Origin of the sequence: Agrobacterium fabrum str. C58 (assembly GCF_000092025.1) — a bacterium.
Classification (GTDB): domain Bacteria; phylum Pseudomonadota; class Alphaproteobacteria; order Rhizobiales; family Rhizobiaceae; genus Agrobacterium; species Agrobacterium fabrum.
On sequence record NC_003062.2, the window covers coordinates 1,765,992 to 1,785,441 of the forward strand.

General features: G+C 59.5%; 19 protein-coding genes and 1 tRNA gene. 4 read left to right on the forward strand and 16 right to left on the reverse strand.

Going from position 1 to position 19,450, the window contains the following annotated elements:
- Nucleotides 1–3: 3 nt before the first annotated feature.
- The gene (locus tag ATU_RS08715; RefSeq protein ID WP_010971859.1) at nucleotides 4–315 is read right to left on the reverse strand and encodes an FAD assembly factor SdhE; all 312 of its coding nucleotides are present in this window, start codon (nucleotides 313–315) and stop codon (nucleotides 4–6) included.
- 187 nt (nucleotides 316–502) lie between these two features.
- On the opposite strand from ATU_RS08715, the gene recG reads away from it, so the two are divergent.
- Nucleotides 503–2,608 (forward strand): ATP-dependent DNA helicase RecG, encoded by a 2,106-nt coding sequence (gene recG, locus ATU_RS08720; protein WP_010971860.1) that lies wholly within the window; start codon nucleotides 503–505, stop codon nucleotides 2,606–2,608.
- A 12-nt stretch (nucleotides 2,609–2,620) separates the two neighbouring features.
- Nucleotides 2,621–2,893, forward strand: a complete 273-nt coding sequence (locus tag ATU_RS08725; RefSeq protein ID WP_010971861.1) for a hypothetical protein — start codon at nucleotides 2,621–2,623, stop codon at nucleotides 2,891–2,893.
- A 27-nt stretch (nucleotides 2,894–2,920) separates the two neighbouring features.
- Here the strand turns inward: ATU_RS08725 and ATU_RS08730 are convergent, their stop codons facing one another.
- From ATU_RS08730 to pcsA, 12 genes are all read right to left on the reverse strand, one after another.
- Entirely contained in the window at nucleotides 2,921–3,211 is a 291-nt protein-coding gene (locus tag ATU_RS08730; RefSeq protein WP_010971862.1) for a type II toxin-antitoxin system RelE/ParE family toxin, read from the reverse strand.
- On the reverse strand, nucleotides 3,208–3,456 hold the full coding sequence (locus ATU_RS08735; RefSeq protein ID WP_407061425.1) for a CopG family ribbon-helix-helix protein: 249 nt from the start codon (nucleotides 3,454–3,456) through the stop codon (nucleotides 3,208–3,210). Before ATU_RS08735 ends, ATU_RS08730 begins: the two co-directional genes overlap by 4 nt.
- A 116-nt stretch (nucleotides 3,457–3,572) precedes the next feature.
- Nucleotides 3,573–4,241 carry a DUF502 domain-containing protein gene (locus ATU_RS08740; RefSeq protein ID WP_006314298.1) on the reverse strand — a complete coding sequence of 223 codons (669 nt, stop codon included), beginning with the start codon at nucleotides 4,239–4,241 and terminating at the stop codon, nucleotides 3,573–3,575.
- Nucleotides 4,242–4,254: 13 nt separating this feature from the next.
- Nucleotides 4,255–4,758 carry a GNAT family N-acetyltransferase gene (locus tag ATU_RS08745; protein ID WP_010971864.1) on the reverse strand — a complete coding sequence of 168 codons (504 nt, stop codon included), beginning with the start codon at nucleotides 4,756–4,758 and terminating at the stop codon, nucleotides 4,255–4,257.
- On the reverse strand, nucleotides 4,755–6,581 hold the full coding sequence (gene glmS / locus ATU_RS08750) for a glutamine--fructose-6-phosphate transaminase (isomerizing) (RefSeq protein ID WP_010971865.1): 1,827 nt from the start codon (nucleotides 6,579–6,581) through the stop codon (nucleotides 4,755–4,757). The genes ATU_RS08745 and glmS overlap by 4 nt, the downstream gene beginning before the upstream one ends.
- Nucleotides 6,582–6,785: 204 nt before the next feature.
- A complete protein-coding gene (glmU, locus tag ATU_RS08755; protein WP_010971866.1) occupies nucleotides 6,786–8,147 on the reverse strand; it encodes a bifunctional UDP-N-acetylglucosamine diphosphorylase/glucosamine-1-phosphate N-acetyltransferase GlmU in 1,362 nt (453 codons plus the stop codon).
- A gap of 206 nt (nucleotides 8,148–8,353) precedes the next feature.
- The gene (locus ATU_RS08760; protein ID WP_010971867.1) at nucleotides 8,354–9,091 is read right to left on the reverse strand and encodes a FadR/GntR family transcriptional regulator; all 738 of its coding nucleotides are present in this window, start codon (nucleotides 9,089–9,091) and stop codon (nucleotides 8,354–8,356) included.
- Between the two features lie 213 nt (nucleotides 9,092–9,304).
- Complete coding sequence (locus tag ATU_RS08765; RefSeq protein ID WP_006314293.1) at nucleotides 9,305–10,378, reverse strand: BMP family ABC transporter substrate-binding protein; 1,074 nt, start codon at nucleotides 10,376–10,378, stop codon at nucleotides 9,305–9,307.
- A gap of 38 nt (nucleotides 10,379–10,416) precedes the next feature.
- Nucleotides 10,417–11,337, reverse strand: a complete 921-nt coding sequence (locus tag ATU_RS08770; RefSeq protein ID WP_035215879.1) for an ABC transporter permease — start codon at nucleotides 11,335–11,337, stop codon at nucleotides 10,417–10,419.
- A complete protein-coding gene (locus ATU_RS08775; RefSeq protein ID WP_010971868.1) occupies nucleotides 11,337–12,428 on the reverse strand; it encodes an ABC transporter permease in 1,092 nt (363 codons plus the stop codon). The genes ATU_RS08770 and ATU_RS08775 overlap by 1 nt, the downstream gene beginning before the upstream one ends.
- Entirely contained in the window at nucleotides 12,418–13,977 is a 1,560-nt protein-coding gene (locus ATU_RS08780; RefSeq protein ID WP_035258629.1) for an ABC transporter ATP-binding protein, read from the reverse strand. Before ATU_RS08780 ends, ATU_RS08775 begins: the two co-directional genes overlap by 11 nt.
- A 211-nt stretch (nucleotides 13,978–14,188) precedes the next feature.
- Nucleotides 14,189–14,914, reverse strand: coding sequence for a phosphatidylcholine synthase (gene pcsA / locus ATU_RS08785; protein WP_010971870.1), 726 nt, complete (start codon nucleotides 14,912–14,914; stop codon nucleotides 14,189–14,191).
- Nucleotides 14,915–15,124: 210 nt separating this feature from the next.
- Between pcsA and ATU_RS08790 the strand changes: the two genes are divergently transcribed.
- Nucleotides 15,125–16,333, forward strand: a complete 1,209-nt coding sequence (locus tag ATU_RS08790; RefSeq protein ID WP_010971871.1) for a UbiH/UbiF family hydroxylase — start codon at nucleotides 15,125–15,127, stop codon at nucleotides 16,331–16,333.
- Here the strand turns inward: ATU_RS08790 and ATU_RS08795 are convergent.
- Nucleotides 16,317–17,255, reverse strand: coding sequence for an AEC family transporter (locus tag ATU_RS08795; protein ID WP_010971872.1), 939 nt, complete (start codon nucleotides 17,253–17,255; stop codon nucleotides 16,317–16,319). The two genes, ATU_RS08790 and ATU_RS08795, sit on opposite strands and share 17 nt — an antisense overlap.
- Before the next feature lie 27 nt (nucleotides 17,256–17,282).
- Nucleotides 17,283–18,029, reverse strand: a complete 747-nt coding sequence (locus ATU_RS08800) for a cytochrome c biogenesis CcdA family protein (RefSeq protein ID WP_006314286.1) — start codon at nucleotides 18,027–18,029, stop codon at nucleotides 17,283–17,285.
- Between the two features lie 281 nt (nucleotides 18,030–18,310).
- Here ATU_RS08800 and ATU_RS08805 point away from each other — a divergent pair.
- A tRNA-Lys gene (locus tag ATU_RS08805) sits at nucleotides 18,311–18,386 on the forward strand.
- A 170-nt stretch (nucleotides 18,387–18,556) separates the two neighbouring features.
- Here the strand turns inward: ATU_RS08805 and ATU_RS08810 are convergent.
- Nucleotides 18,557–19,114, reverse strand: a complete 558-nt coding sequence (locus ATU_RS08810) for an ankyrin repeat domain-containing protein (protein WP_010971874.1) — start codon at nucleotides 19,112–19,114, stop codon at nucleotides 18,557–18,559.
- Between the last annotated feature and the right edge of the window lie 336 nt (nucleotides 19,115–19,450).

The window sequence follows — 19,450 nt, forward strand, 5'->3', positions numbered from 1 at the left end:
GTTTCAGGCCTTCAGGGTTTCGGCGGTGACGAGATCGAAATCGGGACGGTAGGAGGCGATCTTCTCAAACAGCGGCGTCTGGAATTTTTCCGGCACCGGCTGCGCGCCCGTCACCATCTGGACAAGGTCGTTATCCTCTTCCGCCATGATGATTTCCAGCTCGTCGAGCTGCTCGTCGGAAAGCCCGGCAATATTGTCTTCCGCAAATTGCCCGAGCACAAGATCCATCTCGCGAATGCCCCGGTGCCAGCAGCGGTAAAGTATCCGCCTGCGCCTCGGATCGAGGTCAGCGCTCGTGCGCACCAGTCCAGTCATCGCATTCACCTTTCGGTTGGCTATTCAACGGGATGTTGATTGCGACCTCCTATAGAACAGGAGGCGAACGCTTGAAACCGGTTTTTATCGAAATAATGCCACGGCGGCTAAAATCTGCCGGTGATAAACCGCGTTTGTCGAGGCCCGCGTCTTGCATAACGCGTCCCCTTCCCCGATTTTGCTGACCATGCGCCCGGCCATTCTCGATCCGCTGTTTGCTTCCGTCTCCACCCTTGCCGGCGTGGGGCCGAAGCTTGCCGACCTTTTGGCAAAACTGCTGAGCCGGGAAAGCGCCGACGACACCCGCGTGATCGACCTCCTGTTCCACGCGCCATCAAACGTCATTGACCGGCGTAACCGCCCGGGCATCGCGCTTGCCGCCCCCGGCGCCATTGTCACCATTCAGGGACGCGTCGACCGGCACCAACCGCCACCCGCAGGCAATCGCTCCGCCCCCTATCGCGTGTTCCTGCATGACGAGACCGGCGAACTGGCGCTGACCTTCTTCCGCGCCAAGGGCGACTGGCTGTCCAAGGCCCTGCCCGTCGATGAAGAGGTTCTCGTTAGCGGCAAGGTGGACTGGTTCAACGGCCGCGCCTCCATGGTACACCCGGATTTCATGGTGAAGCTTTCCGAGGCGGAAAACCTGCCCTTGGTGGAAGCGGTTTATCCCATGACGGCCGGGCTCTCCCCTAAAGTGCTGCGGCGGGCGATCGAAGGTGGGCTATCGAAGCTGCCGGTCTTCCCGGAATGGATCGACGAGACGCTCAAGACCCGGCAGGGCTTCGGCGATGTCGCATCGAGCTTCCGCGAGCTGCATGACCCGCGCGACAGCGCAGATATCGACCCGCAGGCCCCGGCGCGCAGACGGCTCGCCTATGACGAATTCCTCGCCGGGCAGCTATCACTGGCGCTGGTGCGCCAAAGACTGCGCAAGGTGGCAGGCCAGCCGATCCGCGCCAGGGGTGATATCGCCGCAAAAATCCTGTCGCAGCTGCCCTTCTCGCTGACGGCAAGCCAGAGTGCGGCGGTGAAGGACATCCTCACCGATATGGCGGGCGAAGACCGCATGTTGCGGCTGCTGCAGGGCGACGTCGGCGCCGGCAAGACGCTGGTAGCGCTGATGGCCATGGCGACGGCGGTGGAGGCCGGCGGACAGGCGGTGCTGATGGCGCCGACTGAAATCCTTGCCCGCCAACACTTCGCCACCATATCTAAACTTGCAAAGGCCGTAGGGCTTACAGTCGAGGTGCTTACCGGCCGCACCAAGGGCAAGGAACGCCGCGAGATCGAGGAGCGTGTGGCGTCAGGCGAAGCGCAGATCGTCATCGGCACGCACGCGCTGTTTCAGGACAGCGTGAGTTACAAAAACCTCGTGCTGGCCGTGGTGGACGAACAGCACCGTTTCGGCGTGCATCAGCGCCTGCGTCTTACTGCCAAGGGCATCACGCCCCATATGCTGGTCATGACCGCCACCCCCATTCCGCGCACGCTGGTTCTGGCCGCCTTCGGCGACATGGATGTGTCGAAACTCACCGAAAAACCGGCTGGCCGCAAACCCATCCAGACCGTGACCATCCCGACTGAGCGCATTGGCGATATTGTCGAGCGTCTGCGTGCGGCGCTGAAGGACGGTAAGAAGGCCTACTGGATCTGCCCGCTGGTTGAGGAAACGGAAGAGTCCGACCTGATGTCGGCAGAGGAACGGCATGCGGTTCTGTCGCAGATGCTCGGCGCCAATATAGGCCTCATCCATGGCCGTATGAATGGCCCGGAGAAGGACGCCGCCATGCTCGCTTTCAAGAGTGGCGAAACCCGGCTGCTGGTGGCAACGACGGTAGTGGAAGTGGGCGTCGACGTTCCGGATGCGACGATCATGGTCATCGAACATGCCGAACGTTTCGGCCTTGCCCAGCTGCACCAGCTGCGCGGCCGCGTCGGGCGTGGCGATGAGGCCTCTACCTGCATCCTGCTCTACAAGGGGCCGCTCAGCGAAAACGGCCGCGCCCGACTTTCCATCCTGCGTGACAGCGAGGACGGCTTCCTGATCGCGGAAGAGGATCTGAAGCTGCGCGGAGAAGGCGAACTGCTCGGCACCCGCCAGTCCGGCACGCCGGGCTTCCGTATCGCCAGCCTCGAAGCCCATGCCGATCTCCTGGAAATCGCCCGCAAGGACGCGGCCTATGTCATCGAGCGCGACCCCGAATTGACCGGTCCGCGCGGGGAAAGCCTGCGCACCCTGCTCTATCTGCACCGCCGCGACGAAGCGATCCGCTTCCTGCATGCCGGCTGAAAGTGAACAACCATGAACATGATCGACCCGCGCCGCCCACCGCCCGCCTTCAGAAAGGGCTACGCGCTCTGCTCACCGCAAAACGTCCTGCAACCCGACACCTTCGCCAAAAGCCAGAAGAAGGCAATCGGGAAACAATTCAAGAAACCCGGCCGCAAGAGCGCCTGGGCGCAGGCGCTGGAAGAAGGCTGGACCGTGAGGCTGGTCTATATGCGGCTTTTCGTTCCGGTTTTCCACGCGACCACAACGGGGACAGAGGTGGACGATCTGGATGACGAGGATTGATTTGGGCACACTGAGAGTGTTGTTTGGTCAGAGCGCCGAAGGCCAACGCCGCGAGGTATGGATGATCGTCAGGATTTCGATATCCCGGCCGACGCGATAGGCGATGATATAGGAAATGTCGGAAAGCACGGCTTCCCGTGTTCCCTTGATACGCCCGACTCGTCCGATGGCTGGCTGCTCCACCAACATATCGGCTGCCGAAACAATGCGGGAAATCACTCTGGCCGCAGCAGCCGGGTTATCCTGTTCGATATGCGCACCAATTTCATCGAGCCGGCGTAGCGCCCGCAAGGTCCACCGAATTCTCCGGTCACTCATAATGGCCGGGCGGTTTTTACATATCTTCCGACAATGTTTGCGAGATCTTCCGGCGTTCCGAACTCGCCGCGATCCGCTTCAGCCAAACCGGCCTCGATTTCGGCAAGCTGCCACTCCTCGCGGGCAACAAAGTCCTCAATCGCTTGCACCGCCATATAAGACCGCGAGCGATCAAGCTTTTCCGCCAACTGATCCAGCTTTTCGGCGACCTCATCAGGCAAGCGCACCGTAAATGCAGTCATGATCGCAACCTTTCCTGGTTCACTATGATTATTTGTGAACCATATTGGTTCGTCAAGCTTGTGGCATTTCATCCTGACGTGGGAATGTAAGAAAGAATCTAGTGCCTTGCTAAGGCCTTTCAAACCGGCGCGATCACCTTCGGCGGCGTGAAGTCCGGGGCCACCAGACCACCTGATATCAACAGTTTCGCCGCGTCCTCCGGCGTCATGTCCAGCATCACGATCTTGTCTTTCGGCACGAACAGCAGGAAACCGGCCGTCGGCACCGGGGTCGGCGGCAGGAAGACCGCGACCATCTGCTGGCCCATCTCATTGAAACGGTGCGCAAGCTCGCCCTTGACTTCTGAGGATACGAAAACCATCGCCCAAGTGCCGGAAGAGGGAAATTCGATCAGGCCGACTTTCTTGAAGGAGTTCGAATGCTCCTTCAGCACGGATTCAAACAGCTGCTTGATGCTTTTATAGATCGGCCGCACCAGCGGCATGCGGTTGAGAACGGATTCGCCGACGCCAACGATCCATTTGCCGATCAGGTTATTGCCGAGAAAGCCGATGAGCGTGATACCGATAACGGCAATCAAGAGCCCGAAACCGGGGATCGCCACATCGAAATATTGCTCGGGATCGTAACGGGCGGGAATATAGGGTTTGACCCAGCTATCCGCCCATTGCAGGAAACTCCACACCAGCCACATGGTGATGGTGACAGGTGCGAGGATCAGAACACCCGTCAGGAAGCTGTTGCGCAGACGGGCTGCGAATGAAATTTTGACTGGAATATCGGTCATTTACCGTTCGGAATTAAGCGTTGTCGCCATCGAAACCCGGATGAAAACCGACAATGCCGGATGGAGTTCCGCCATGCAAGCGAAGAACTGTGAAATATTCGTCAGGAATCCCCTCGGCACTCAGGCCCGCGACAGGGCGAAAACCGAAGCGGCCGTAATAGGCGGGATCGCCGACAACAACGCAGCCGGCAGCGCTCAGCCGCTCCAGCACGGCAAGCCCGTCACGCGCCAGCCTCGAACCGACACCTTCGCCCTGCCTTTCAGGTGTAACGGAGAGCGGCGCGAGGCAGAACCAGCCGGTCTCGCCACTCGACAGCGTCACCGGCGAGAAACCGACATGGCCGATGATGCCTTCGCTGTCTTCCGCAACCAGTGAAACCGTCAGAGCGCCGGCGTCCCGCAGCCGCGCGACGATCAGTTGTTCTGTCCCGCTACGGTGTTCGACGTTACGGAAGGCATCTTCCGTAACGCGAGCGATCGCCTCTTCATCACCCTGCCGCTCCGGCCGGATGATCATTCCACGGTCACCGATTTCGCCAGATTGCGCGGCTGGTCCACATCCGTGCCCATGAAGACGGCGGTGTGATAGGCGAGCAGCTGGATCGGCAGCGAGAAGACCATCGGCGCGATCAGTTCATCGACATTGGGCAGCGTGATCGTCGCCATGGTTTCGAGCTTGGAAGCGGCAGCACCCTTCTCATCAGTGATGAAGATGATGCGGCCGCCGCGCGCGGCTACTTCCTGCATGTTCGACACGGTCTTTTCGAAGAAGCGGTCGTGCGGAGCAATGACGATAACCGGCATGTTCTCGTCGATCAGCGCGATAGGCCCATGCTTCAGCTCGCCAGCGGCGTAACCTTCAGCGTGGATATAGGAGATTTCCTTGAGCTTCAGCGCGCCTTCCAGCGCCAGCGGGAAGCTGGTGCCACGGCCGAGATAAAGCACATCCTTGAAGCGCGACAGGTCACGCGACAGCGCCTCGATCTGCGGCTGGATGACGTTCAACACCTTGCTCATGATGCGCGGCATCTCGATCAGCTGCTGCACCAGCTGCTTTTCTTCACCCGGTTTCAGCGTGCCGCGCGCCTTGCCGGCGGCAACGGCCAGCGAAGCAAGCACCGCAAGCTGGCAGGTAAAGGCCTTGGTGGAGGCAACGCCGATTTCCGGCCCGGCGAGGATCGGAAAGATCGCATCGGATTCGCGCGCCATGGTCGATTCGCGGGTATTGACCACCGCGCCGATCTTCAGACCCTCCTGCTGGCAATAACGCAGGGCCGCCAGCGTATCGGCGGTTTCGCCAGATTGCGAAATGAACAGCGCCGCCTGCGTGGGAACAAGCGGGATTTCGCGGTAACGGAACTCCGAGGCAACATCGATTTCCACCGGCAGGCGGGCATAACGCTCGAACCAGTATTTGCCGATCAGGCCTGACAGATAGGCCGTGCCGCAGGCGGAGATGGCAAGGCCGGAAAGGCTGGCAAAATCAATCGCCTTATCGGCGTCCTTCACGGTCCTGGTGGCGAAATCCACATAGTGGCTGAGCGCGTGGGAAATGACTTCCGGCTGCTCATAGATTTCCTTTTCCATGAAATGGCGGTGATTGCCCTTGTCGACCACAAAAGCCGTCGCCTGCGAAATCTGGCGCTCGCGTTTCACCGGCTTGCCGGAGAAATCGATGATTTCCGCGCCGTCCCGGGTCACGATGGCGCAGTCGCCATCGACCAGATAGGTGATCTCGTTGGTGAAGGGCGAAAGCGCGATCGCGTCGGACCCCAGGAACATTTCGCCCCTGCCGTAACCAACCGCAAGCGGCGGGCCGGAGCGCGCCGAAAGCAGCGTACCGGGATCGTCCTGAAACATCACGACCAGCGCATAGGCGCCCGTTACGTGGTTCAGCATCTTCAACATTGCTTCGCGATGGCCAAGCCCCTCGCGGGTGTATTTCGCCAGAAGCTGCGCCACCACTTCGGTATCGGTCTGGGTGGTAAAGGTTGCACCCTCGGCGCTCAGTTCCTCGCGCAATTCGGAGAAGTTTTCGATGATGCCGTTATGCACGACGGCAACGCCGTCAACGAAATGCGGGTGGGCGTTGATTTCGTTCGGAACGCCGTGGGTCGCCCAGCGCGTATGCGCAATGCCAACGACACCCGGCAGCGGCTTTTCCGAAACCAGCTTTTCCAGATTGAACAGCTTGCCTTCCGCCCGGCGCCGGTCCATCGCGCCATTGTCGATGGTGGCGACACCCGCCGAATCGTAACCGCGATATTCGAGGCGCTTCAGCGCATCGACAAGCCGTTCAGCAACGGGCTGGGTTCCGACAATTCCGACAATTCCGCACATATATTTCTCCAGACGGCGATCTCTTCGCCGAAACTTCCAGAGTATTTCCGCCTTTCCGTGAAATGCGAAAATACTCCACCTTTTTATTCTGACGCATTTCCGGACGTAAAACCGCTGCGCACTTTTACTGGAAATGCTTTAACCGTTTCTCTGAAATCGGCAATTATGCCGCCGGTCACTTTCAGTATCGCTCGGTAACGTCTCTCAAGAGGACTTTTTCTTCGCTTCCTTCTGCGCTTTCGCCCGCTCGCGCAAGGCGACCGCCCTGCCCGGCTTCACCTCCTGGCGCGCGCGCCCGAAAGCAAGCGCATCGGCCGGCACATCATCGGTAATCACGCTGCCGGAGGCGATATAGGCCCGCTCTCCAATGGTGACGGGAGCGACCAGCGACGAATTCGAGCCGATGAAGCTGTTGGCCCCGATCCGCGTTTCGGACTTGTTGTAACCATCATAATTACAGGTGATGGCACCCGCGCCTATATTGCTGCCTGCACCCACGAAAGCATCGCCGATATAGGTCAGATGGTTGACCTTGGCGCCCTCGCCGATCTCGGCCTTCTTGACCTCGCAGAAATTGCCGACCTTGGCATTGGCGTGCAGGTTTGCACCCGGACGCAACCGCGCAAACGGACCGACAACCGCACCTTCGGCCAGGTGAGCGCCTTCAAGATGCGAAAACGCATGAACGATGGCGCCCGGCTCGATCGTAACGCCGGGACCGAACACGACGTTAGGCTCGATCAGAACATCCTGACCGATCTTTGTATCGAAGGAAAGGAACACGGTCTCTGGCGCAATCATCGAAACGCCGTCGACCATCAATTCGTGACGGCGCCGCTCCTGCCAGAGCCTCTCGATAAAGGCGAGCTCAGCGCGGTTGTTGCAGCCGGTCAGTTCCTTTTCCGGTGCATCGATGGCGATGGCGCGGCGGCCGAGAGAACGGGCGATCTCGACGACGTCAGTTAGATAATATTCGCCCTTCACGTTGCTATTGCCGATCCGGTCCAGCAGATCCAGCGCATTGCGGCCGTTAATGGCCATCAATCCGCTGTTGCACCAGGTGACCTTGCGTTCCTCGTCGGTGGCGTCCTTCTCCTCGCGGATCGCGACCAGCTCGCCATTCTCGACCAGAAGTCGACCATAACCCGTGGGACGATCGGTATGAAAACCGATGACAGCCACATCGGCACCGGCGGCAATCGCCTCGCGCGCCCTGTCGAGCGTGGCCGAGGTGATGAGCGGTACATCGCCATAAGCAACGATGACGTCGTCAAAACCGCGTTTGATCGCTTCGCGTGCGGCGAGAACCGCATGGCCAGTGCCCTTGCGTTCCTTCTGCAGGAAGGCCTCCACCTGGAGGCCCTTGAGACTTGCAGCGGCAGCGACATTGTCGGCATCGCGCCCGACGACCAGCGCCACCGCGCCGACGCCCGCTCCAGCAACCGCCTCCACCACGTGCCCGATCATCGGACGTCCCGCGACCGGATGCAGTACCTTGGACTTCGAAGACTTCATGCGCGTGCTATCGCCCGCTGCGAGAATAACGGCTAGAGAGCTACGCTCCATAAGACCTCCAACACCCCGTCACCGGCCACAGGCGGCCCGGACAGGGGCAATGTTTGACTTTACGCCGGCCGGTATCGCGGACGGGCGTATGGGTGATTTCTTTCCGGCACTGCTATAACGGCGCCCCACTTAAGAAACCATGCAAATCTCCACCAAATTTCCACGCCGATTTTCATCAAACGTGATCAGCGGCAGGCTGGCATGATCTATCTGCGGGAGTTTCGGGCCGTGAATTCGAGTATCTGTTGACGGCCGTTTTCAATCAGTCTTTCCATCTCGTGCCGGGCCGCAACCTCATCGCGCAGGCGAAACGCTTCGACGAGCCGCAGGTGAGAGGCAGACACGTCGGAAATCTCGTTGGGATCGGCTTCCGGGTTGCTCATCCGGAAAATGCCCGCCAGCGCCGCCTTGATCAACGAACCAACGGTGCGCATGAACGGGTTGCCGGACATTTCGGTAATAAGGACATGAAAATTCATGTCCGCAATCGCCCGCTTTTCCTTGGAATAGGCAGTGTTGCCCATCTCGTTGGCGTAAGCGACGAGCCTCGCAATATCGGTATCTTTTGCTCTGGTGGCTGCAAGACCCGCACCATAGGGTTCGAAAGCCTGGCGGATATCGTAGAGATGCAGCAGGAATTCCTCGCTGACACCCGCCTCGAAGTGCCAGAGCAGCACCTCGCTGTCGAACATGTTCCAGCTTTCTCGCTCCGTCACCCGAGTGCCGATGCGCGCCTTGGGGGAGATCATGCCCTTGGCGGTGAGCGTCTTCATCGCCTCGCGAAGCACCGTGCGGGATACTTTCAGCCGTTCCATCAAATCGGCGTCACCCGGCAGGATGTCACCCGTCTTGAAGGTGCCGGAGACGATATCGAGACCGAGCTTGTGAACGACCTGTGCATGATTTGTCCGCAGCTTTCGAAAACCGATCGCCGCATCGAGCATTCCGCGCTGCAAATGTCATGTCCTTCCGTTCGGCTGGCGATTTCAAAAAATCGCGCCTGACGTGTGTATCTCAAGTCAGATTATAGTGAAAAACATCAAGTGGCGTGAAAAGCAAAGACAAACTTCATCCGCACAATAAAACGTATGAAAATAAGCAAGGCCGCACATGAGTTTCATGTGCGGCCTTTCATCAGTAATGGAAGAGAATCCGCATTATTGCGGCAGCTTGTCGTCCACGCCGGCAACGTAGAAGTTGAGGCCGAGCAGAACCTTGTCTTCGGCCTTTTCACCCGCCTTCAGCCATTCCGAGCCGTCCTGCTTCTTCACCGGGCCGGTGAAGGGGTGCAGCTCGCCCGACTTGATCTTGGCTTCGGTTTCCTCAGCCATCTTTTTCACGTCGTCAGGCATGTTGGTGTAGGGCGCCATGGTCAGGATGCCGTCCTTCAGGCCGTCCCAGACGGATTCGGACTTCCAGGTACCATCGAGAAGCGCCTGCGTGCGCTTGATGTAATAGGCACCCCAAGTGTCCTTGATGGCGGTCAGCTGCGTCTGCGGGCCGGCCGCGATCATGTCGGAAGCCTGACCGAAAGCCTTGATGCCGCGTTCCGCTGCAACCTGCATCGGTGCCGTCGTGTCGGTGTGCTGCGTCAGGATATCGACGCCCTGGTCGATCAGAGCCTTGGCAGCATCGGCTTCCTTGCCGGGGTCGAACCAGGTATTGGCCCAGACGACCTTGAGCTTGAAGTCCGGGTTCACCGACTGCGCGCCGAGAACGAAGGCGTCAATGCCCATCACCACTTCCGGGATCGGGAAGGAGGCGATGTAACCGGCGAGACCCTTCTTGGACATCTTCGCGGCGATCTGGCCCTGAATGTAGCGGCCTTCATAGAAACGCGAATTATAGGTCGCGACGTTTTCGGCCGTCTTGAAGCCGGTGGCGTGCTCGAACTTCACCTTGGGGAACTTCTGGGCCACCTTCACGGTCGCATCCATGAAGCCGAAGGAGGTGGTGAACACCAGTTCGCAACCGGAACGGGCCATACGCTCGATGGCGCGCTCGGCATCCGGGCCTTCTGGAACGCTTTCGAGGAAAGGCGTTTCGATCTTGTCGCCGAAATGCTTCTGCAGCTCTTCGCGACCGATTTCATGCGCCTGCGTCCAGCCGCCATCGGTGCGGCTGCCGACATAGATGAAGCAGACCTTCTTGGCGTCGGCGGCTTCAGCGGAGGAAACGACGCCTCCGAGCGCCGCGACGGACGCGGCAAGTGCGATGACCAGTTTTTTCATTTTTACCCCTGTTGGTTTGGAGACTTGAGGATTCTTCTTCACCTGTCCGGCACGAAGGATTTGCCCAGCGATGCCGGTGTGTTGATCAAGGTCGTGCGGCGATTATGCGAGATGATCACGAGCACGACAATAGTTGCAAGGTAAGGTAGTGCCGAAAGCAGCTGCGACGGTACGCCGATGCCGAAGGCCTGCGCATGCAATTGGCCGATGGTGACGGCACCGAACAAATAACCGCCCGCCAGCAGGCGCCACGGACGCCAGGAGGCGAAAACGACGAGTGCGAGCGCAATCCAGCCGCGCCCGGCCGACATGTTTTCCACCCATTGCGGTGTATAGACCAGCGACAGCTGAGCTCCTGCAAGACCCGCACAGGCGCCGCCGAACATGACCGCCAGATACCGCGTGCGGATGACATTGATGCCGAGCGCATGGGCCGAGGCGTGGTTATCGCCGATAGCGCGGATTTTCAGGCCCGCGCGGCTCTTGAACAGGAACCAGCTGATGCCGAAGACCAGCGCGATGGACATGTAGAAGATCAGGTCCTGCCGGAACAGCAATGGCCCGATGAAGGGAATTTCCGACAGAACCGGAAAGACGATCGGCTGCAGCTTGATGCCCGGCAGGCCGACGAAACTTTCGCCCAGCATACCGGAAACACCAAGCCCGAGAATGGTCAGCGCAAGGCCCGTTGCCACCTGATTGGTGACAAGCGTCAGCGTCAGGAAACCGAACAGCAGCGAGAAGACCGCGCCCGACGCAATGCCGGCCAGAATGCCGAGATAGGGAGACCCCGTCATATGCGTAGCGGCGAAGGCGCAGACCGCGCCCATGATCATCATGCCCTCGACGCCGAGATTGAGCACGCCGGAGCGCTCCGCCACAAGCTCGCCGGAGGCGGCGATGACCAGCGGCGTGGCGGCGGTGATGACGGTGAGAAGAATGGCCTGAAGCATATCCATCATGCCGCTCCTTCTTTGCGATGTGTCTTGCCGGCGAAGACGACCCGGATGCGATAAAAAATCAGCGTATCGCAGGACAGGACGAAGAACAGCATCAGCCCCTGAAACACCCGTGTCACCTTGTCTGACACACCGATCGAAAGCTGCGCCGCCTCCCCACCGAGATAGGTCAGCGCCAGCACCAGCCCGGAAAGGATGATTCCGAGCGGATTGAGACGACCGAGAAAGGCGACGATGATGGCGGTAAAGCCGTAACCCGGTGAAATGCTGGGCTGGAGATGGCCGATGGAACCGGAGGCTTCCGAAATGCCGGCAAGCCCTGCCAGCGCGCCTGACAGCAGCAGCGAAAACCACACCATGCGGCTTGATGAGAAACCTGCAAAACGCCCTGCCCTTGCCGACTGGCCAAGCACGGTGACTTCAAAGCCCTTCAGCATGTAGCGCATCATGAACCACAGCGCGATGGCGGCGACGATGGCGAACACGAAACCCCAATGCGCCCGGCCCGATGCCAGCATTTCCGGCAGCACCGCGCTGTCGTTGAAGGGTTTCGTCTGCGGGAAGTTATAACCGCCGGGATCGCGCCAGATGCCGCGCGTCAGCCAGTCGAGAAAAAGCTGGGCGACATAGACGAGCATCAGGCTGACGAGGATTTCATTGGTGTTGAACTTCGTCTTCAACAGCGCCGGAATACCGGCATAAAGCGCGCCGCCGATGGCACCCATCACCATCATCAGTGGCAGGATGAGCGGCGAGTGCCAGTCGGGATAAAGCACCGGCAGGATGGATCCGGTAATCGCACCGATGGTGAATTGCCCCTCCGCGCCGATATTCCAGTTATTGGAGCGATAACAGATCGACAGGCCGACGCCGATCAGGATCAGCGGTGCTGCCTTGATCGCCAGCTCGTGCAGCGACCACACCTCGAGCAGCGGCTCGACAAAAAAGGCGTAAAGCGCATCGAGCGGGTTCTTGCCGAGCATGGCGAACATGACGGCGCCGACAAGCAGCGTCAAAACCAGCGCCAGAAGCGGCGAAAGCAGGGTGAAAAGCCGGGAGACCCCTGCCCGTTTTTCAAGCTCAATGCGCATGCTGGGCGGCTCCCGACTGTGACGTGTGAATGCCGCCCATCAACAGGCCGATCTTTTCAAGCGTCATCTCTTCCACCGGATGGGCCTCGGAAAGCATGCCGTCGGAAATGACCGCGATATTGGTGGCGACCTCAAAGATTTCATCGAGATCCTGACTGATAACGATGACCGCCGAGCCGGCCTTGGCAAGATCGACCAGCGCCTGGCGGATGCGGCTTGCGGCACCCGCATCCACGCCCCAGGTCGGCTGATTGACGACAAGCACGGAAGGCTGACGGTCAAGCTCGCGCCCGACGATGAATTTCTGCAGGTTGCCACCCGAAAGCGAACCCGCCAGCGGATCGGCACCGCTCTTGCGCACATCCATGGTTTCCGAAATGCGCCGCGCCGCCGCCTTAATGGTCGAGCCCCTGACGATGCGCAGGAAACCACCGGTCAGAAACGCCTTACGGTCGGACCGCGACCGCGCCAGCAACAGATTGTCGGAAAGGCTCATGCCGGGAACGGCAGCATGGCCATGCCGCTCTTCCGGCACGAAACCGGCACCCATCAGCCGCCGGCCATTAATGCCGAGACGACCGACCGGCTTGCCGCGCAAATGGATGGCATCATTATTATAGACGGGATATTCGCCCGAAAGCGCATCGAACAGCTCGCCCTGCCCGTTGCCGGCCACACCGGCAATCGCCAGCACTTCTCCGGCGCGCACATTCATGGAAATCGATTTCAAGGCCACCGCAAAAGGCGTGCGCGGCGCAACGGACAGCCCCATGACCTCGATCTGCGGCGCGCCGAGTGCCTCGCCGGTGGCGCGCGAGACGCTCGCGACATCGCTGCCGACCATCATACGCGCCAGCGATGCCGGCGTTTCCTTGCGCGGATCGCAGGCGCCCGTCACCTTGCCATGGCGCAGCACGGTGGCGCGGTCGCAGATGCGCTGCACCTCTTCGAGACGATGGCTGATATAAAGCACCGAGCGGCCTTCGGCCTTCAATTTTGCCAGCGTCTCGAACAGCTTGTCGGCTTCCTGCGGCGTCAAGACCGAGGTCGGCTCGTCAAGAATGATAAGGCGCGGGTTCTGCAACAAAGCGCGGACGATCTCGATGCGCTGGCGTTCGCCGACCGACAGATCGGCCACATGCGCATTGGGGTCGAGCGGCAGACCGTAGGCGCGCGAAAGCTGTTCCGCTTCCCTGGCGATTTCCTTCAATGAGATTTTCGGGTCCAGCGACAGGGCAATGTTTTCAGCAACCGTCAGTGCCTCGAACAGCGAAAAATGCTGGAACACCATGCCGATGCCAAGCCTGCGGGCCTCGCTGGGCGAACCCACCGAAACCGGCTGGCCCTGCCAGATAATATCGCCCTCGGTCGGCGAGAGCACGCCGAACAGCATTTTGACCAGCGTTGACTTGCCAGCACCATTCTCACCCAGAAGCGCATGGATTTCGCCCGGCGCTATATCGAGATCGATACCGTTGCAGGCGGCGAAATTGCCGAACAGCTTGGTCAGCTTGCGAACGGACAGGAGAGGCATGGCCTCCGGTGCCAAAGTTCCAGTCACGAGTTCCCTCTCTCACCGGACGTCCATGCCTTCTGCGAGGCGTTTCAACGGCCGCGGTCATTGTTCCCAATAGCGCCGCAAGTCGTATGCAATGCCGCGCCATCATGATGTATTGATAACTGTTTTGCTGCTTCGCACAACTGAAAAAGACGCTGCTTAAATGCAATTTACACAAGCAATAAACGGCTTTATCTTTTTCTTATTTCGCGCCGAGCGAGGGGAAAAACTGCAAAATTCCACCGATGCAATAAAGATAGATGCCGCTCGCCACGAAGGCGATCACCGCCCATGTCGGCGTTTCGAAATGCATCAGCAGCGCATAACCGCCAAGCGCGCACCAGATGGCCACGACGAGGAGATTAAGCGGCCGCAACCGCTTCACCCGCACCGGATGCAGGAAGTTGATCGGCAGGAACGTCAGGAACACCGAGACGGTGACGACGGTCATGGCCGTGGTGGCGCTGGCATCCATCACGAACAGGGTGAAAACCACCATGTTCCACACCACCGGAAAGCCAGAGAAAAAATATTCATCCGTCTTCATGCCCATATCGGCATAATAAATCGCACTCGACACCACGATCATGCCGGCCGCCACGAAGGACAAAGGCTCGCCGATCATGCCGCTCTGGTACAGCGCAAAGGCGGGCAAGAGCACATAGGTGACGTAGTCGATGATATTGTCGAGCGTATCGCCAGACCAGTTGGGCAGCACTTCCTTCACCCGCACCTTGCGGGCAATCGGGCCGTCGATACCATCAACCAGAAGCGCAAGCCCCAGCCACCAGAACATGTCGACGAAACGGTGCTCAGACGCGGCGACGACACCAAGAAAAGCCAGAAACGACCCGGACGCAGTCAAGATATGAACGGAAAAGGCGCGGATTTCCGCATAGGGAACACGCTTATAGTTGAAAATTTTCATGGTCAGCGCCTGCGCCCCGTTTTTCCATCCGCCCTGTTCATTCCGGTATGCGGCCATTCACCACGCTTTGCAACCGGCTCAATCCGCTTATCCTAAGACTAATATAGCGTCGCAACCAACGAATGTTTGTGTGCGGATGTTCCGGCGCGAAAGTGGATTTACCCGCCCAAAGCCTCTATGATGTTTTGGAAATAACAATGGATCACGACCATGAGACACTTCGATATCGCCATAACAGGTGCGGGACTTGCGGGCCAGATCGCGGCCATCGCACTGGCGCGGGCCGGCCGCCATGTGGCGCTCATCGCACCTTCAAGCGAGAAGAAGGATCAGCGCACCACGGCGTTGATGGACCAGTCCATTCGCTTCATGGACCGTCTCGGCCTCTGGTCACGCATCGCGCCGTCCGCCGCACGCCTTTCCACCATGCAGATCATCGACGGCACCGACCGCCTGCTGCGCGCGCCGACCGTGCAGTTCCGCTCCTCTGAAATCGGCCTCGATGCTTTTGGCTGGAATATCCCGAACGAGGCGCTGCTCGGCGTTCTCAGCGAAGCAGTGGAACAGGAACACAATATTACCCGCCTCGACACAACCGCCGAGACGATCGACATCGGCAATGACCGGATTTCGGTCACGATCGCGGATGGTGAAGTGCTTTCCGCCGATTTTCTGATCGGTGCCGACGGCAGGAAATCGATGGTGCGGGAAGCGGCCGGCATCGGCGTCAAATCCTGGTCCTATCCGCAGACCGCCGTGGTTTTGAATTTTTCCCACAGCCGTCCGCATGGCAATGTGTCCACGGAATTCCACACACCGACGGGGCCTTTCACCCAGGTTCCCCTGCCGGATGACCGCTCCAGCCTCGTCTGGGTCGTCACCCCACAGCAGGCGGAAGAACTGACGGCGCTGCCGCTGGAAACCTTGAGCCTGAAGGTCGAGGAGCGCATGCAATCCATGCTCGGCGCGGTTACCGTGGAAAACAGCGTGCAGGCATGGCCGCTCTCCTCCATGACGGCGCACCGCTTCGGCAAGGGCCGCGTCGCCCTGATCGGCGAAGCTGCGCATGGCTTCCCGCCCATCGGCGCGCAGGGCCTGAACCTCAGCCTGCGCGACATCATTGCACTGACGGAACTGCTTGGCGCCGTCTCCGACCGGCCGATCGCGGCGGACGCCGGCAGCAGCTTCGACCGCAAACGGCGGGCGGATGTTTATAGCCGCACGCTGAGCGTCGATCTCCTGAACCGCTCGCTTCTTTCAGATTTTCTTCCGGTGCAGATGGCGCGTGCGGCCGGCCTGCATGTACTCTCCGGCATCGGCACGCTCAGAAGCATGGTGATGCGCGAAGGCATCGAGCCGGGGCGCGGATTGAAGGCCTTGCCATCATTGCTGTTCGGCAGCTTCAAAAAGGCTGGATGAAATAAACCACGCCCGTCAGCGTGAAGACCGACAGCACCGTCGAGATCAGGATCGTCGCTGACGCCCTCTCCTGCCAGACGTGATATTGCTGGCCGATGACGAAGACATTCGTCGCGGTCGGCAGCGCCGCCAGCAGCACCGCGGAATAAATCCACACCGGCTCGAAGCGCCCCAGCGATGATAGCACCAGATAAGCGGCGAGCGGATGCAATATCAGCTTGGCCGGCACGATATAGCTGATCTCCACCGGAACGCGTTTCATCGGCCGCAGCGCCAGCGTCACCCCCATGGCAAACAGCGCGCAGGGGGCGGCCGACTGCGCCAGATAATCCACCAGCCGCTGCACCGCCTCCGGTGGCTGCCACGACAGCGAAGCAGCGAGAAATCCGGCGATAACGGACACGATGAACGGATGGGTGATGACCTTGCGCGCCACATCCAGCGCGAGCTTGCCGGCTGAGCGCTTGTCCCCGCCCGCAACCGCCATCATCGCCGGCGCGACGATGAAATGGGCGGCGTTTTCAAGGCAGACGATCAGCGCCACCGGCACCGCCGCCTTCTCGCCAAGCGCCAGGAGCGCAAGCCCCGGCCCCATGTAACCGATATTGCCGTAGCTGGCCGCGAAACTCTGGATGGTGGTTTCGGCGAGGCTGTTCCGGCGCACGAATCGGCCGATCAGGAACACAGCCAAGAAAATGCCGTAGGTGCAGGCAAGGCTGGCGGCGACAAAATCCATCCGTGCCAGCTCTTCCACAGGCGTCTTGGAGACAAGCTTGAAAAACAGCGCCGGCAGAGCGGCATAGATAATGAAGGTATTCAGCCAGCCCATCGCCTCGACCGGCTGTTTTGTTATGCGCGCTGCACCGTAGCCGATGAAGATCAGGCCAAAAAACGGCAACAGCAGTCCAATGATATCAGCCACGGTCGTTCCCTCACATCCGCGAGAGGCTTAGCCGATTTGCATCAGGATCGGAAAGGTCTCCTGGAACCAGATCGCGACATTGGTGATGAAACCGGACATGAAAGCGAGACCGGTGAGCACCAGCAGCACACCGAGCAGCTTTTCCACCAGCCCAAGATGGCGGCGAAAACGGACGAGGAAACGCATGAACGACCCGGAAAACGCCGCCGCGATCCAGAACGGCACCGCAAGGCCAAGCGAATAGACCGCAAGCAGCATCGCGCCATCGCCCACCGTATCACGCGACGCGGCAACCCCGAGGATAGCCCCCAGAACCGGGCCGATGCACGGCGTCCAGCCAAAGGCGAAAGCAAGACCCATGACATAGGCCCCGGACAGCGTGGCAGGCTTGCCCGCTCCCTGAAACCGCGCCTCGCGCGAAAACAGGCCGATGCGGAAAACACCGAGGAAATTCAGGCCCATGAGGATGATGATGAAACCGCCGATTTTGGCGAGAATATCGAGATTCTGGCGCAGCAGCGTACCGATCGTCGAGGCACCGGCCCCCAGCGCCACAAACACCGTGGCGAAACCCAGCGTGAAGCAGAAAGCCGAAAACAGCACGGCTCTGCGAACCTCCGGCCGCGGCGCGGTCTCTTCCGTCCTGAACTGCTCGACCGAAACGCCCGCCATATAACAGAGATAAGGCGGCACCAGCGGCAGGACGCAGGGCGAGAGAAATGAAAGAGCGCCAGCCAGAAGCGCGCTGAACAGGGAAATATCGGCAATCGACAAGAAAGAACTCCGCATCCCGCAAAGACCGGCGATTCTCAATAATCGCCGATGCTTCACGCTTCATTTTCGTGCATGTCATTGCTGCAAAACGATTTCACCCGTCTGCCCGACACGTCTGAAGCCGGTTTTATCCCTAGCCGCCCCCTCTCTCCAATCACCTTTTTGGGGGTGCGACAAAAAAAACCGTATTGCGTGTCGAAACCGCTTTTTTTGGGTTGACCGAACGGATCGCTCTACCTATGTTCCGCGCACTTCCGAAGGGCAACCAAGCCCGGACATGGGAGAGCGTAGCTCAGCCGGTAGAGCAACTGACTTTTAATCAGTAGGTCCAGGGTTCGAATCCCTGCGCTCTCACCAACGGAATCAAGCACTTACCGTTGAAAATACTCTTCACGCCGGTAAGATCATCCTCACATATGTGTCGCACCGAATGCTCCTGTCAGCGCTGCGGACATTGCTGTGACCGACGTGATGCATAGCCTCGCTTCTTTGTAGCGGCGGCACAGACACTCTCTAAACCGCCAGCGCTAATTCTTTGCACCACTTGCGATCAGCATACGGACAAGAGCCGCGTCGCCAGTTTGTTTTGCAAATGAGAGAGCAGTCTCACCCGCGAAGCCCTCGGCATTCGGGTCTGCACCTTGGGCCAGAAGCGCAGCCACCACATCGGGGCCGTTCTGCTGATTATTCGCCTGCATGATCAATGGCGTCCATCCCCTCTCATCGCGGGCCTCGATATTCGCACCGCGCTTTACAAGCAGGGAAACGGTGTCTGGATCGGTGATGATATGGAGGATGGTGACGCCTTCGTCATTCGCTGCGTTGATGTCGGCACCATTTTTAAGCAGAAGGTTGAGCACCTCCTCTTCGGGGTACATGTCGAGAAGATGGATCGGCTGGAAACCGAACTTGTCCCTTGACGTGGCCAAACCGGGGTCAGCCGCAATCATGGTTCGAATGGTTTGGACATCGCCCACCTGAACGGCGTGGTGGAAGGCGCCCACCGCGTCGGTTTCCGTCGCAGCGGCGGAATCGAGGGAAAGTCCGAAAGTCAGCAGGACGATGAGAGACCAGCGCAGTAGCATTGCGATCCACGTTGTGAGTATCGCCGTCTAATATATTATGTCTAGTTCAGGTTCCGGTCTTTGTCAGCCGATAAATTCATCATGCCGGCACGCCCCCACCCGGAGTGAACGCGTTGTGTCTTACTGATCAGCGGGCGCTGGGGTCCGCCGATTTTCTACTTGTTTTTGGCTTGATCGTGATGCCACTTGATGGCGAAAAACATGCCGATGCCTAACACGAGAAGCTTGAACGGCAAGAAGACTATCGGGAAAAAATCCCACATTTTGGACACTTCCAGGCTGTGATTTAACTCCGTATATCGTAACGGAGAATTATCTCACGCAACATCAGGCATT